Annotated in this window: 11 protein-coding genes; 2 read left to right on the forward strand and 9 right to left on the reverse strand. The window is 73.3% G+C overall.

The annotated features are described in order from the left end of the window. Window positions 1-14 precede the first annotated feature (14 nt). The 8 genes from ACZ619_RS32945 to ACZ619_RS32980 all read right to left on the reverse strand — a co-directional run bounded on the left by ACZ619_RS32945 (window position 15) and on the right by ACZ619_RS32980 (window position 11,599). A complete protein-coding gene (locus ACZ619_RS32945) occupies window positions 15-938 on the reverse strand; it encodes a S66 peptidase family protein (RefSeq protein WP_469606764.1) in 924 nt (307 codons plus the stop codon). Beyond that, entirely contained in the window at window positions 935-2,866 is a 1,932-nt protein-coding gene (locus tag ACZ619_RS32950) for a S9 family peptidase (RefSeq protein WP_469606767.1), read from the reverse strand. Before ACZ619_RS32950 ends, ACZ619_RS32945 begins: the two co-directional genes overlap by 4 nt. A gap of 8 nt (window positions 2,867-2,874) precedes the next feature. Continuing rightward, entirely contained in the window at window positions 2,875-4,179 is a 1,305-nt protein-coding gene (locus tag ACZ619_RS32955) for a M20/M25/M40 family metallo-hydrolase (protein WP_469606770.1), read from the reverse strand. Beyond that, window positions 4,172-5,005, reverse strand: a complete 834-nt coding sequence (locus tag ACZ619_RS32960) for a M55 family metallopeptidase (protein WP_469606773.1) — start codon at window positions 5,003-5,005, stop codon at window positions 4,172-4,174. The genes ACZ619_RS32955 and ACZ619_RS32960 overlap by 8 nt, the downstream gene beginning before the upstream one ends. 122 nt (window positions 5,006-5,127) lie before the next feature. Next, window positions 5,128-5,853 (reverse strand): class I SAM-dependent methyltransferase, encoded by a 726-nt coding sequence (locus ACZ619_RS32965; RefSeq protein WP_469606776.1) that lies wholly within the window; start codon window positions 5,851-5,853, stop codon window positions 5,128-5,130. A gap of 136 nt (window positions 5,854-5,989) precedes the next feature. Continuing rightward, window positions 5,990-8,437: an ATP-binding SpoIIE family protein phosphatase gene (locus ACZ619_RS32970; protein ID WP_469606778.1), complete on the reverse strand. Its 2,448-nt coding sequence runs from the start codon at window positions 8,435-8,437 to the stop codon at window positions 5,990-5,992. Window positions 8,438-8,599: 162 nt separating this feature from the next. Beyond that, a complete protein-coding gene (locus ACZ619_RS32975) occupies window positions 8,600-10,999 on the reverse strand; it encodes an MFS transporter (RefSeq protein WP_469606780.1) in 2,400 nt (799 codons plus the stop codon). Window positions 11,000-11,155: 156 nt separating this feature from the next. Beyond that, window positions 11,156-11,599, reverse strand: a complete 444-nt coding sequence (locus ACZ619_RS32980) for an SRPBCC family protein (protein ID WP_469606782.1) — start codon at window positions 11,597-11,599, stop codon at window positions 11,156-11,158. Window positions 11,600-11,781: 182 nt separating this feature from the next. Between ACZ619_RS32980 and ACZ619_RS32985 the strand changes: the two genes are divergently transcribed. Both ACZ619_RS32985 and ACZ619_RS32990 read left to right on the forward strand, forming a co-directional pair. Continuing rightward, the gene (locus ACZ619_RS32985) at window positions 11,782-12,819 is read left to right on the forward strand and encodes an Rv2578c family radical SAM protein (protein ID WP_469606784.1); all 1,038 of its coding nucleotides are present in this window, start codon (window positions 11,782-11,784) and stop codon (window positions 12,817-12,819) included. A 199-nt stretch (window positions 12,820-13,018) separates the two neighbouring features. Next, window positions 13,019-14,587 carry an alpha/beta hydrolase gene (locus tag ACZ619_RS32990; RefSeq protein WP_469606785.1) on the forward strand — a complete coding sequence of 523 codons (1,569 nt, stop codon included), beginning with the start codon at window positions 13,019-13,021 and terminating at the stop codon, window positions 14,585-14,587. 111 nt (window positions 14,588-14,698) lie between these two features. Here the strand turns inward: ACZ619_RS32990 and ACZ619_RS32995 are convergent, their stop codons facing one another. Next, a complete protein-coding gene (locus ACZ619_RS32995) occupies window positions 14,699-15,274 on the reverse strand; it encodes an adenylosuccinate lyase (protein ID WP_469606787.1) in 576 nt (191 codons plus the stop codon). Between the last annotated feature and the right edge of the window lie 138 nt (window positions 15,275-15,412).

A 15,412-nucleotide genomic window follows, 5' to 3' on the forward strand; every position in this document is an offset into this window, starting at 1 on the left:
TGGCGCGGGTGATCTCAGCGCAGGGCGGGCTCCGCCAGGGTGAGCGTGCCCGCGTCCGCGTCCAGCTCCGCCGCCACCCCGAGCGGGACGGTCAGGCCGTTGTCGCAGTGCCCGAACCCGAACTCCTCCAGCACCGGCACGCCCAGCCCGCCGAGCCGGTCGGCGAGCATCGCCCGCACCTCGTCGTAGGGTCCGCACCGGTCCCAGGAGCCGAGCAGGATCCCGGCGACACCGTCGAGCCAGCCGGAGCGCAGCAGCTGGGTGACGCTCCGGTCGAGGCTGTACGGCTGCTCGCCCACGTCCTCCAGGAGGAGCAGTCCGCCGCGCGCGCCGGGGTGGGTGTGCGGGGTGCCGAGGCCGGTCGCGAGCAGGCGCAGGCAGCCGCCGACGGTGACGCCCCGGGCCCGGCCGGGGACCAGCGCGGTGCCGCGCGCGGTGATCGTGCGGACCGTCTCCGGGGCGAGGAGCGTGGCCCGCAGGTGCTCCTGCGCCTCGGCGCTCTTGACGAAGTCGGCGCCCGCGGCGACCGGCCCGTACAGGGTGGCGAGCCCCAGCCGGGTCGCGAACGCCTCGTGCAGCACGGTCGCGTCGCTGAAGCCGACGAACACCTTCGGTCCGGCGGCCCGCAGGGCGTCCCAGTCGAGCAGGTCGACGACGCGCTGGGCGCCGTAGCCGCCGCGGGCGCAGAGCACGGCGGCCACGGACGGGTCGCACCAGGCGCGCTGGAGGTCGGCCGCGCGGTCGGCGTCGCGGCCGGCGAGATAGCCCAGCCGCCGGTCCCGGTCGAGGACATGGGGTGCCACCACCGGGTCGAGGTCCCAGCCGCGCAGGATGTCGAGGCCGGCCTGGAGCCGCTCCTCCAGGACCGGCCCGCTCGGCGCGACGATGGCGACCCGGGCGCCGGGCGTGAGCCTCGGCGGCCTGACGAGTTCCGTCACTTCTGCCACTCCAGTCCGGGGATGCCGGGCACGTCCAGTCCGAAGACATGGGCGTACAGGGCGAGTTCGGCCTCCAGGGCGCGGACCATGGTCTCGGCGCGGCGGAAGCCGTGGCCCTCCCCCTCGAAGGTGAGGTAGACGTGCGGGACGTGCCGTCCGTCGAGCCTGGCGAGGAAGCGTTCGCACTGCACGGGCGGGCAGATCACGTCGTCCAGGCCCTGGAGCAGCAGGAACGGCGCGGTGAGCCGGTCGGCGTGCTCGCTGGGCGACCGTTCCCGGTACCGCTCGGGCACCTCGGCGAGGGGTCCGATCAGGGACTCCAGGTAGCGGGACTCGAAGTCGTGGGTCTCGCCGGTGCCCCAGCCGGTGAGGTCGAGGATCGGGTAGCTGATGGTGCCGCAGGCGTAGACGTCGGTGCCGGTCAGGGAGGCGGCGGCGGTCCAGCCGCCGGCGCTGCCGCCCCGGATCGCCAGGCGCCCGCGGTCGGCGGTGCCCTCCGCGGCGAGGGCGAGGGCGACCGCCGCGCAGTCCTCGACGTCGACCACGCCCCACTGTTCGCGCAGCCGGTTGCGGTACGCGCGCCCGTAGCCGGTCGAGCCGCCGTAGTTGACCTCGGCGACCCCGATGCCCCGGGAGGTGAAGTAGGCGATGGCCAGGTCGAGGACGAGGGGTGCCCTGCTGGTGGGGCCGCCGTGCGCCCAGACGACGTACGGGGGCAGTTCGCCGTCGGGGGCGGTGTGGCCGGGGTGGTGGGGCGGGTAGAGGTGGGCGTGCACCTCGCGGCCGTCCGGGCCGGCGAAGGTGCGGACCTGCGGCTCGGGGTAGAGGGCGGGGTCGACGGGGTCGTGGTGCGGGGTGCCGACGCACCGGGCCCGGCCGCCGGCGGTGTCGAGTTCCACGACCTCGGCCCCGGTGCGCGGGCCGGCGCCGACCGCGAGGACGCGGGAGCCGTGCACGGCGAGGGTGGGCGCGAACTCGGTCCAGGGACCGGCCGCGTCGGCGACCTCGCCGGACTCCGGGTCCAGTATCCCGAGCGCGGCCGCCCCGCGCCCGTGGACGACGGCGATCAGTCCGTTGTCCAGCGGTGCGAACCAGCGCTGGCCGAGTTTCCAGAGCGGTCCGGCGAACTCCTCCTCGCGCGGGCACAGCGGGGTGCCGTCGCGGTAGAGGTTCCACCAGCCGCTGCGGTCGCTCGCGTACAGCAGCCGGCCGTCCGCGGACCACTCGGCCTGGGCGACGGACTCCTGCGGTCCGCCCGCGACCGTGCGGGGCTCGCCCAGCAGGCCGTCGGCGCCGACCTCGGCGACCAGCAGTTCCGTGCCGTCCCAGGGCATCCGGGGATGGTCCCAGGCGAGCCAGGCGGCCCGGCGGCCGCCTGGCGAGAGCCGGGGTCCGGTCACGAACCGGTGCCGCTCGGGGGTGAGTTCGCGGACGGCGGCCCGGTCGGTCCCGGCCGAGCCGTCCAGCGGTACGGCGGCGAGCACCCGCCGTACGTCACCCGGCCCGTCGCCGGTGGACTCCTCCAGGACGCACCAGACTTCGCCTCGGTCCAGCAGCAACTGCGGCTCGGCCCAGCGGAGTCCGGGCGGGGTGAGCGGACGGGGTTCGCCACCGGGTTCCCACCGGTACAGCCGCTGGTCGTCGAAGTGGACGAAAACCAGCAGCGGGCGGCCGTCGGCGCGCACCGCACCGGCCCAGGGCCGGCCACCGTACTCGATGACCCGGCTGCGGACGTTCCAGGGCGCGGGCAGCACGGACTCCCGGGTGCTCCCGCGCACCAGGGTCCGCCGGCCGCCCTCGGCCGGGCGGGGTTCGGTCCACCAGCCCTCGTCGCCGACGAAGCCCACCCACTCGGGGTTCCCGTCGTGCGCGGCGGCCAGGGCCGCGTCGACGGGTGAGGGCCAGGAACCGTACGCCTTCGTCTCCACCGTGTCTCCTATGCCGTGCGCAGGAATCGGTCCAGGACCCGGACGCCGAAGTGCAGTGCCTCGACGGGGACGCGTTCGTCGACGCCGTGGAAGAGCGCCTGGTAGTCGAGCCCCTCGGGCAGCTTGAGCGGGGCGAAGCCGTAGCCGGTGATGCCGAGCCGGGAGAACTGCTTGGCGTCGGTGCCGCCGGACATGCAGTACGGCACCACATGCCCCTCGGGCGCGAACTCCTCGACGGCGGCCCGCATCCGGGCGTAGGTCGGTGAGTCGACGGGTGCCTGGAGGGCGACCTCGCGGTGGTGGAACTCCCAGTCGACGTCGGGGCCGGTGAGCCGGTCGAGGGTGGCGCGGAACTCGTCCTCGGTGCCGGGCAGATAGCGTCCGTCGACGAAGGCGACGGCCTCCCCGGGGATGACGTTCACCTTGTAACCGGCGTCCAGCATCGTCGGGTTGGCGCTGTTGCGGACGGTGGCCTCGACCAGCTTGGCGGCCGGGCCGAGCTTGTCGAGCAGCAGGTCGACCTCGTGCAGGTCGGGCTCGATGCCGTAGAGGGCGGCGAGTTCGGTGAGGGCGGCGGTGACCGTCGGGGTGAGGCGCGGCGGCCACTGGTGCTCGCCGATACGGGTGACGGCGGCGGCGAGCCGGGTGACCGCGTTCTCCCGGTTGACCTTGGAGCCGTGTCCGGCCCGGCCGCGCGCGGTGAGCCTGAGCCAGCCGGTGCCGCGCTCCCCGGCGGCGATCGGGTAGAGGTGGCGGCCGGTGCCGTCGTGGAAGGTGAAGGCGCCGGACTCGCTGACGCCCTCGGTGCAGCCCTCGAACAGCTGGGGGTGGTGGTCGGCGAGGAAACCGGAGCCGTCGACGGCGCTGGCCTCCTCGTCGGCGGTGAAGGCGATGACGACGTCCCGGCGCGGCCGTACGCCCTCGCGGGCCCAGGACCGCACCACCGCCAGGATCATCGCGTCCATGTTCTTCATGTCGACGGCGCCCCGGCCCCACACGACCCCGTCGCGGACCTCCCCGGAGAAGGGGTCGACGCTCCAGTCGTCGGCCTGGGCGGGCACGACGTCGAGGTGGCCGTGGACCAGCAGGGCGTCGGCCGTCGGGTCGGTGCCCTCGATCCGGGCGACGACGTTGGTGCGGCCCGCGGTCCGCTCCAGCAGGACCGGTTCCAGGCCGGCCCCGGCCAGCCGCTCCGCCGCGTACTCGGCGGCGGGCCGCTCCCGGCAGTCGCCGCCGCCGAAGTTGGCTGTGTCGATGCGGATCAGTTCCGAGGTGAACCGGACGACCTCGTCCAGCGCCTGCTCGTCAGCCATACTGCTCCTCCACCGCGGCCGAGACGATCGTGGTGACGGCCTTGAAGGTGCGGATGCCGTCGTACATGGTGCCCTCGGTGTACGCCACCTTCCGCTCGCCGGTGCGCTCGACGCCGGGGACGACGGTGGCGGCGAGGGCGAGGTGCTCGGCGTCGAACTCCATGGCGAGGGTGAACGGGCCGCCGGTCACGGGTTCGTGCCGGACCGCGAGGCGGGCCGCGTCCTTGGCGGCGGCGCGGATGTCGGCGGCCGTCCTGGCGGGCGTCCGGCACACGGCCGCGTAGCGCGAGACATGGTCCTTGACGGCGACCTTGAGCGCCTCGGGCGCGTAGCCGAGGGCGTCCTCGCAGGCCACGTCGTCGCCGGTGACCAGGACGACGGGGACGCCGTACTCGGCGACGACGTGCGCGTTGAGCAGGCCCTCGCTGGCGCGGACGCCGTTCAGCCAGACGCCGGTGAGGGAGTTGGCGAGGTAGGTGTGGGCGAGGACGCCCTCCATGCCGGCGCCGGCGTGGTAGCCGACGAAGGCGATGCCGTCGACGTCGCCGTGCTGGACGCCCTCGACCATGGAGAGGGACTTGTGGCGGCCGGTGAGCATCTCGGCGCGTTCGTCGAGGTGCTCCAGGAGCAGGTTGCGCATGCTCCAGTGGGCCTCGTTGATGAGGACCTCGTCGGCACCGCCGTCGTAGAAGCCGAGCGCGGCGGCGTTGACGTCGGAGGTGAACATCGACCGGCAGCGCTCCCACTGCGGCGCCCCGGGCAGCACGTCACCGGGCCAGGTCACCCCGGTGGCGCCCTCCATGTCGGCGCTGATGAGGATCTTCATGGTCGGTCACGTTACGCGCCGGAGCGCGCCGGGGCCACGGTACGACGGGCGGGGGTGCCCCCATCCAGGTGACGTGCCGTCAGGCCCTGACGGTGCCCGGGTCCGCCCCCGCCCCGGGTCCGTCAGTTCTCCCGGCCCGCCAGCAGCCACTTCGACGGGAGCACGATCGGCTCCCCGTCCGGGGTGAACTCGGTTGTCTTCAATGGGAGTTCTCCGCTTTCGAGGACGGTGAGGCCGGCGGTGCGCAGGTAGGCGGGGAAGGCGTCGTCGGCGACCTCGCCGGGGGCTATGCCGTGGCGGAAGACCGGGGCGAGCTTGGGCGGCGGACCGGACGGGCTCTGGGCGAGGCCGCTGAGGATGGGGCGGGCGGCCTCGGAGAGTTCGACGAGGAAGGCCCGGCCGCGGTCGCCGACCAGCGTGGCGATGGCGTCGATCATCGGCTGCCGGTCGTCGGGCTCGCACTGGTGCAGCACGCCCCGCATGTAGACGTTGGCGTCGCCCAGTTCGGCGTGCAGCGCCTCGGTCTCGGTCTTGTCGGCCGCGTCCAGGCACCGGTAGCCGGCCTGTCCGGCGGGGTCGGCGTGCCGGGCGTGTTCGAGGGCGGCCTCGGCTATGTCGGCGCCCAGGACGCGCGGGAAGTGCTGCGCGAGGAACCGGGTCTGGGTACCGTTTCCGCAGCCGAGGTCGACCATGGGCAGGCCCGGGTCGGTCAGTCGCCGTTCGAAGAGGGAGACGTGGACGGCGGCGGTCACCCCCGGCTCGGCGTCCCAGAACACCGCCCCCTGCTCGTCGGGCGCCTCGCGCCAGAATCCCTCCCAGGCAGCCCGGTACCGACTCGTCACGCTCATGGCCAACTCCCCAGGGTGCAACCGCAGATGACCGTCGTGAGTGACGGGCGAGTACGGTCTACCGTGCCCCGGTTACAGCCACAAGCGCCCGGCGCGTTCCTTCACCCCCTCTTCGATGAACGCGCGCCCCCTGTGGTCAGCGGCGTCCTGAGGTGAGTTCGAACCAGACGGTCTTCCCGGCGGTCGTGCGGCTGGTGCCCCACTCGCGGGCCAGGGTGCTGACGACCCGCAGTCCGCGCCCGGTGTCGTCGAGGGGGCCGGTGCTGAGCAGGGTGGGCAGGGTGTGGTCGTCGTCGTCGACCTCGCACAGCAGGGTCTCGCCGCGGATCAGCCGGAGCTGGACCGGGCGGCTGTGCGAGTACCGCACGGCGTTGGTGACGAGTTCGCTGACCATCAGCTCGGTGGCGTCGGCGAGCCGGGCCAGGCCCCAGTCGTGGAGCTGTTCGCGGACGGCGGCGCGGGCGCGGGTCACCTCGGCCGGGTCGAGGGCGAGCCGCCATTCGGCGACGTCCTCGGGCGCGATGCCGTTGAGCCGGGCCATCAGCAGGGCTACGTCGTCCTTGCGGCCGCCGCGGGTGTTGAGGGCGCGGATGATGGTGTCGCAGGCGTCGTCCATGGAGGCGGCCGGGTGGGCGGCGGACTCGCAGAGGGTGGCGAGGCCGACGCCGATGTCCTCGCCGCGCATCTCGACCAGCCCGTCGGTGCACATCACCAGCCGGTCGCCGGGTTCGACGCGGATCCGCGTCGACTCGAAGGCGACCCCGCCGACGCCTATGGGCGCCCCGGTGGGCAGTTCGAGGAGTTCGCTGCGGCCGTCGACGGCCCGCACCAGCACCGGGGGGATGTGGCCCGCGTTGGCGAGGTGCAGTTCGCTCTCGATCGGGTCGTAGACGGCGTAGAGGCAGGTCGCGAGGTAGGAGTCGCCGAGCCGCTGGGCCAGGTCGTCGAGGTTGCGCAGGAGTTGGGACGGGGGCAGGTCCATGGCCGCCATCGTCTGGACGGCGGTGCGCAGCTGTCCCATCATCGCGGCCGAGTTGAGGCCGTGGCCCATGACGTCGCCGACCACCAGGGCGGTGCGGGCGCCGGGGAGCTTCACGGAGTCGAACCAGTCGCCGCCGACCCGGCCGAGCAGGGTGCCGGGCAGGTAGCGGGTGGCGATGTCGCAGCCCGCCATGCGCGGCGGGATGTGCGGCAGCATGCTGTCCTGGAGGGTCTCGGCGACGCTCTCCTGGTAGGTGTACATGCGGGCGTTGTCGAGCACGAGCCCGGCCCGGGCGGCGAGTTCGGCGCCGGTGACCCGGTCCATGTCGTCGAAGAGCTCGCGCTCGGGGTGGCGCAGCAGGATCATGAAGCCGAGCACGACGTTGCGTGCCTTCAGCGGGACGACCAGCATGGAGCGCCCGGTGATCAGCGGCCGGATGTCCCGCTTCTCGAACTGGGAGGCGATGGCGTGGCCCATCCCCTCGCTGATGCGCGGCACCAGGACCGGGTCGCCGCTGGTCATGCACTGGAAGAACGGGGTGTGCGCCGGGAACGGCATGGCCTCGCCGACCGGTACGACGTCGTCCCAGCGGCCGGGTTCGTCGGTGTGCTCGACGGCGACCCGGTGCCACATGGTGGTGGTGTCGGGCACCCCGTCCGGGAACCCCTCGCCGGCGACGACCTGTTCGCGCAGATAGGTGCCGGCGACGTCGGTGAAGCGGGGCACGACGGCTCTGCTGACCTCGACGATGGTCCGGGACAGGTCGAGCGAGGTGCCGATCTTCCCGCTGACCTCGTTGAGGAACTCCAGGCGTTCACGGACGGCCGCGTACTCCAGGTCCTGGCCCTCGTCGTCGGTGAGTTCCTCGGGCACCGGCAGCCCCTGGGCGGCGGCCATGGCGGCGCGCTCGCGGCGGGCCTTGCGCTCGGTGCGCCGGGTGACGCCCCAGTCGGGGGTGACGGGGACCCGGTCGTTCTGGCTGTACTCCAGGATCGGGTAGCCGAGTTCGAGGACCTGGGCGACGATCCGGGCGCTCTCGTCGACGCTCATGCTGGGCAGGATCTCGGGGAGCCTGCGGGCCAGTTCCTCGGCGCCGGGGAAGTCGGTGTGCAGGGCGAAGGCGGGTGCGATGCGCTCGAAGGCCACGTCCTCGTCGCGCTCGGGCCGGCGCAGCCGCTCGGCGTCGGCGGCGAGCACCAGCAGCCGTTCGTCGCCCGGGCCGACCAGCGGGTACGCCCACCAGAGCACATCGGCGCGGTCCCGTCCCGGCACGGTGAGCCGGGCGCGGCCCGCGGCGGGGAAGTTCAGCCGGCCGTCGAGGGAGGACTCCAGGTCGGGACCGAGTCCGTCGTACGCCGCGTAGGCGCCGTACGGGGTGATCTCGTCGTCCTCGGGCAGGGCGCCGGAGACGGGCAGCAGGTCGAGGACGGAGCGGCCGATGGCCTCCTCCTTGGCGGCGCCGAAGAGTTTGCGGGCGCCGCTGCTCCAGTGCGAAACGTCACCGGCGCGGTCGACGACCACCACGGCCAGGGGGATGCGGGCTGACCCGCCGTCCCCAGCTCCGAGGCTGGGAGGTGCGTCCCGCTCGCTGCCATGGTCCATGGCCCAGGCCCTCTCTCCCCACGGCTCCGCAAAGATCTGTGCCGCCCGCCACTACCGTACGGTGGTGGCCGGTTGCGATGTGTGGCAATCCTGGAATTGGTTTCACCCGATCGCACCGGCGCGCAGGTCCGCGCCCCGGAGCGGCGCGCGTTCCCGCCCCGTTCAGTCCTCGTGGCCGAGCTGGAGATCGCGTTCGGTGCGGCCGCCGCCCGCGACCTGGAGCACCGTCGCGACCGGCGGGTAGCCGGCGGCGATGACCGTGTACTCGCCGGAGGAGAGGTCGACGAACCGGAACGTGCCGTCGGCGCCGGTGGTGAGGGTGTCCACGACGTTCCCGGCGGCGTCGAGCAGGGTCACGCGGGCGTCCTCGACGGGCCGCCCGCCGCCGGCCCGGACCGTGCCCTTCAGCACGGCACCGCCCGCGAGTTCGACGTCCTGCCGGGTCTCCCGGGAGGCCTGCACGGTGACCGGCAGGGCGGCCGGGCGGAAGGCGGGCGCGCTGCCGGCGAGGGTGTACTCGCCGGCCACCAGCTCGCTGATGACGTAGCCGCCCTCGCGTCCGCTGCGGACGCTGGCGACGACCTCGCCGTGCACGTTGGTGAGCGTGACGGTGGCGTCGCGCACCGGGGTGCCGTCGGCGGTGAGCACGCTGCCCGCGAGGCGTCCCGCGCCGCCCAGGACGACGTCCAGCTCGACCGGGCGCTCGCCGACGGTGACGGAGACGGCCTGCGGCTGGTGGCCGCCGGCGGCCGCGATCAGGACGTACGCGCCGGGGCCGGGCGTGGACAGGGCGTAGCGGCCGTCCGCGCCGCTGGCGCCCCGGCCGATCTGCCGGCCGACGGCGTCGATGAGGGTGAGGGCCGCGCGCGGCACCACGGTCCCGTCGGGGTGCTGGACCGTGCCGCAGACGGGGATGCCTGCGCCGGGGTACGCGGCGCGTGCCTGCGGGACGGTGGCGGCCGGGGCCACGGAGACCACGGACTCCGTTTCGGCGGTGGGGTGGGACACCAGCGGTTTCTCCTTGAGGAAGCAGGCGATGAGCAGACCGAGGACGAGCACCGGGACCAGGTAGAGGAAGATCCGGGGCATCGCGTCGGCGTAGGCGCGGATGTAGGCGTCGCGCAGGGCCGGGGGCAGCGCGTGGACGAGCTGCGGGGTGAGGGACTCGGGGTCGGGCAGCCGGGCGCCGGTGTGCGCGGGCAGGCGCTCGCGCAGGGCGTCGGTGAGCCGGCCGGCGAAGAGGGTGCCGAAGACGGCGGCGCCGACGCTGCCGCCGATCTGCCGGAAGTAGTTGTTGGCGCTGGTGGCGGTGCCGAGGTCGGTGGGCCGTACGGAGTTCTGCACGGCGAGGACGAGCACGGGCATCACCATGCCGATGCCGGCGCCGAGGACGGCCATCCAGATGCTGTACTGCCAGCGCGGGGTGGTGACTTCGAGGCGGGACAGCAGCCACATGCCGACGGCGGCCAGGGCGCCGCCGAGCACCGGGTAGATCCGGTAGCGCCCGGTGTGGCTGATGAGCTGTCCCGCGGCGACCGAGGCGCCGACGATCCCGCCCATCATGGGCAGCATCAGCAGCCCGGACCCGGTGGCCGAGGCGCCGTCGACCATCTGGAGGAAGGTCGGCAGATAGCTGGCGGCGCCGAACAGCGCGACGCCGATGACCAGTCCGACCAGCCCGGTGACGTTGAAGACGGAGTCCCTGAACAGCCGGAGCGGGATGAGGGGTTCGGCGGCCCGGTGCTCGGCGAGCACGAACAGCAGGGCGGCGGCCAGCGCCCCCGCGCCGAGCCCGAGGACGACCCGTGAGCCCCAGGCGTACTCCGTGCCGCCCCAACTGGTCAGCAGCACCAGGCAGGTGGAGGCGGCGGCGAGCAGCAGCGCGCCCACCACGTCGAACCGGGCCCGCACCCGCGGCCTGGGCAGCTTCAGCACGGCGGTGACGACGGCGAGGGTGACCAGCCCGAAGGGGACGTTGACGTAGAAGCACCAGCGCCAGGAGAGGTGGTCGGTGAAGTAGCCGCCGAGCAGGGGGCCCGCGACGGAGGCGAGGCCGAAGGCGGCGCCGATCAGGCCCATGAAACGGCCGCGCCGCCGGGGCGGCACGATGTCCGCGATGATCGCCTGCACGCCGATCATCAGCCCGCCCGCGCCGACGCCCTGGACGGCCCGGAAGGCGATCAGCTGGTCCATGCTCCGGGCCCGTCCGGCGAGCGCGGAGCCGATCACGAAGACGAGGATCGCGAACTGGAAGACGCCCTTGCGGCCGATGAGGTCGCCGAGCTTGCCGTAGACGGGCAGGCCGACGGTGGCGGTGAGCAGGTAGGCGGTGATCGCCCAGGACATCCGGTCCAGGCCGTGCAGCTCACCGACGATCTTCGGCAGCGCGGTGGCGACGATCATCTGGTCCAGGGCGGCGAGGAGCAGGGCGAGCATCAGCCCGCAGAACACCAACCGGGTGCGGCGCGGGCCGAGTTCGGGAGCGAGGGCGACGGGGGCCGCGGGTGCGTCCACGGGCACCGCGGCCGGTTCCTCGTACTGCACCAGCGTCGTGCCGCCCACGTTCCGCTCCCCTCGTCGCACCTGCGCGCAATCGGCCACCTGTTTCCCGCTCAGGCGACAACTGCGGGCAAGCACGACGAGTTACGGCACGAGACCGGTCGGAAGTGAGATCCACCCGAACCGGTGAGGGGCCAACGCGCCCCGTGCGCGCGGAGGTTACTTCTCGACCTCGGCGGCCAGCTTGTCGAGCACCGCGCCGTAGATCCGGCCCAGGCCCTTGGGGGCGAAGGTCTTCTCGAAGAAGCCGCCGATGCCGCCGGCGCCCTGCCAGGTGGTGTGCACGACGACCTTGGACCTGCCCTCGCCGGCCGGGGTGACCCGCCAGGTGGTGACCATGGAGGAGTTGCGGTCCTTCTCGACCAGTTCGCCGTCGGTGGGCTCGCTGACCTCCAGCAGGCAGTCGCGGACGCGCTTGCTGGTGGCCTGGAGCCGCCAGTGGACGAGGGTGCCCTCACCGTCGCCGCCCTCGCGCACCTCGTACTCGCTGAAGTGCTCGGGCAGCAGCTTCGCGCGCGTGCCGCTGTAGTCGGCGACCGCGTCGAACACGGTCTCCGCGTCCGCGGCGACGACCCGCTCCGTAGTGGCCTCGACCTGCGCCATTGCGTTCCTCCAGCACCTGGGTTCTCGGGACGGTGCCAAGCCAACCACCCCGGCGTCCGGCCGCCCAAATCGGGGTGCCGGAAGCGATCGGAATCGGGGTCCGGCCGGTCTCCGCGGATCGCCCGCACGATCATGGGAACAGATGTTCTATTGTGGGGCGCAGTGCTACCGAGGAGGCGTCAATGCGCTGGGAGAACCTCACCGAGGAGGCCGAACACGGCCGGGCCGGTACCGCGCTGTTCGGCGCGGAGGCGGTGACGACCCGCACCTTCGACACGCCCGAGTTCCGGGGGATCACGTTCCACGAGGTGCGGGCGCGCTCGATCATCAACCAGGTGCCGGGCGCCTCGCGGATGCCCTTCGAATGGACGGTGAACCCCTACCGGGGCTGTTCGCACGCGTGCGTCTACTGCTTCGCCCGCAAGACCCACAGCTATCTGGACCTCGACACCGGGATCGGCTTCGACACCCAGATCGTGGTCAAGGTGAACGCGCCCGAGCTGCTCCGCCGCCAGCTGGGCTCGCGGCGCTGGCCGGGCGACCACATCGCGATGGGCACGAACGTCGACTGCTACCAGCGCGCCGAGGGCCGCTACCGGCTGATGCCGGGGATCATCTCGGCGCTCACCGACCACGCGAACCCGTTCTCGATCCTCACCAAGGGCACCCTGATCCTGCGCGACCTGGAGCTGCTGCGCCGGGCCGCGGACGTCACGGACGTCGGCATCTCGGTCTCCGTCGGCTTCGTCGACCCCGAGCTGTGGCGCACGGTGGAGCCGGGCACCCCGGCCCCCGAGCGCCGGCTCGACGTCGTCCGCGCGCTCACCGGGGCCGGCGTCGGCTGCGGGGTGCTGATGGCGCCGGTGATCCCCTTCCTGGGCGACCACCCGGCCCAACTCCGGGCCACCATACGGGCGATCGCGGCGGCCGGGGCCACCTCGGTCACACCGCTGGTGCTGCATCTGCGGCCCGGCGCCCGCGAGTGGTTCACGAGCTGGCTGGCCGCCCACCACCCGCATCTGGTGCGGCGCTACGAGCGGCTGTACGCCGAGGGCGCCTACGCGCCCAAGTGGTACCAGCGCCGGATCACCCGTCAGGTGCACGACCTGGCCCGGGAGTACGGCATCGGCCCCGCCCGCACCGGAACGCCCCGCCGGATCCCGGCACCGGCCGCCCCGGAACCCGAACTTCCGGAGCCGACCCAACTGACCCTGCTCTGAGGAAGAGCGTCCAGGCCGAAGGCGCTCGGGCGGGGAGCATCCGGGCCGAAGGCGTTCGAGCCGAAGGCGTTCGGGCGCACCTCTCGGACCAATTGGGTCAATAATCGCCAGAATGCGTTCTTCCGCACCCTGTACCCGGGACGATGCGGCGAGGACCGTGACACGTGCGGTCCGCGACCCTCCGTCCTGGGAGGACCCCATGCGAACACGCGCAGCCGTGCTGTGCGCCGCCGCCGCCGTCGTGGCCGGGTCGGTCACCGCCCTGCCCGCGAGCGCCACCACCCGAGCCCCCGTCCAGGTGTCCCCCGTGACCTGGAAGAAGTGCGGCACCACCGACTACCCGGCACTCCAGTGCGGCACGGTCAAGGTGCCCCTCGACCACGCGCGGCCGGACGGCGAACAGATCACCCTCGCCCTGTCCCGCGTCCCGCACACCGCATCCACCTCGCAGGGGCCGCTGCTGGTCAACCCCGGCGGCCCGGGCGGCAGCGGGCTCTCCCTCGCCGGCTTCGTGGCCGCCACGCTCCCCAAGAAGGTGGCCGCGCAGTACGACGTCATCGGCTTCGACCCGCGCGGGGTCGGCAGGAGCAGCCCGGCGATCGACTGCGTGCCCCGCTACTTCAAGCCGGTGCGCCCCGACTCCGTCCCGGCCGGCCCCGCCCTGGAGCAGGCCAACCTCAAGCGCGTGAACTCCTTCGCCGCGGCCTGCGGCAAGAAGTACGCGCGCGTGCTGCCGTACCTGGACACGGTCAGCGCCGCGCAGGACATGGACGCCATCCGGCAGGCCGTGGGCGCGAGCCGGATCAGCTACTTCGGCTACTCGTACGGCACCTACCTGGGCGCGGTCTACGCGAAGCTGCACCCGGACCGGGTCCGCCGCCTGGTCCTGGACTCGATCGTGGACCCGACCGGCGTCTGGTACGAGGACAACCTGAGCCAGGACTACGCGTTCAACGACCGTCACCGTGCCCTGATGGCGTGGATCGCGAAGTACGACTCGACGTACCGGCTCGGCACCGACCCGGAGAAGGTCGAGGCCAAGTGGTACGCGATGCGGGCCGCGCTGGCCAGGAAGCCGGCCGGCGGCAAGGTGGGCGCCTCCGAACTGGAGGACACCTTCATCCCGGGCGGCTACTACGACGGCTACTGGCCCTACCTGGCGGAGGCGTTCTCCGCCTACGTCAACGGCAAGAAGACGGGGGCGCTGGTCCAGGCGTACGAGAACTTCGCCGCCGTCGACGCCTCCGGCGACAACGGCTACAGCGTCTACGCGGCCGTCCAGTGCCGGGACTCCTCCTGGCCGCGTAACTGGGCGAGGTGGCGCGCGGACAACTGGGCGGCGTACGAGAAGGCGCCGTTCATGGTCTGGAACAACGTCTGGTACAACGCGACGTGCCTGTCCTGGCCGACGAGTTCGCTGCGGCCGCCGAACATCGCCAACGGCAAGCTCCCGCCGGTGCTGCTCTTCCAGGCGACGGACGACGCCGCCACCCCGTACGAGGGCGGCGTCACGGTCCACCGGCTGCTGGCGGGTTCCAGCCTGGTCGTGGAGGCGGGCGGCGGCAACCACGGCATCACGCTGAGCGGCAACACCTGCCTGGACAAGTACCTGGCGGCGTATCTGACCGACGGCACGGTCCCGCGCGGTCACGGTGTCGCGGACGCGGTCTGCCCGAAGAGCCCGGACCCCAAGCCCCTGACCACGAAGACGGCCTCGACGTCGTCCCGCGGCTCGGCCCTGCACGGACTGCTGGGCTTCCGCCGCTGAGCGACGGGCTCCACGGCCCCGGTGACCCGGCTCCCCCGGACCACCGGGGCCGTCCCCTGTCCGGGAAGCCGTCCCCTGTCCCGGGGCCGTTCCCTGTCCGGGGCCCGGGTGTCAGCGGGGTCTGGGGATCCGGGCCAGGGCCTGGACGGCCGCCTCGGCCAGGGGCGGGTGGGCCAGCGCCTCGTTGAGGACGCGGCGGGCGCGCGGGTCGGCGAGGGCGCCGAGCCCCTCCACACAGGCGAGGGCGACCTTGCGGTAGGGGTCGTGGGGGCGCAGCCGGCGCTCCAGGGTGGTGATGAGGGCCGGGACGGACTCCGGGGCCCGCAGCTCGACCAGCAGGCGGACCGGGTGCAGGGCGTAGGCGACGCGCAGTTCGTTGGTGGCGAGGGCGGCGGCCGCCCGGGCGGTGCGCGGGTCCCGGAGCCGGGCGAGGGCCCGGGCCGCCGAGGCGCAGCGCGGCGGGTCGCGGTGGTTGAGGAGGAGCACCAGGGTCTCGAAGGCCCGCCGGTCGCCCGCCGTGCCCAGCCGGAACGCGGCCAGCTCCCGGGCCCACAGGGGCTGTCCGGCGACGGTGAGGACGTCCGCCAGGTCGTCGTGGTCCTCGGTGGCCAGGAGCCGGTCGTAGGCGGCCGTTCCCTGCGCTTCCTGGCGGAGACGCTCCGTGAGTGATCGCAACTCTTCGTCCACGAAGCCCAGCGTAGAGGGGTTGCCCGGACGGAGGGACGTACATCACAAAGTCGGGGGGCTGGCGCGCTCGTTACCGGCCGGTTAAGCTCAATCGAGCGAGTCACCCACTCGCGCTACCGCTCACATCGGTTTGGTGAC

It is taken from the genome of Streptomyces sp. NPDC104367 (assembly GCF_055583825.1).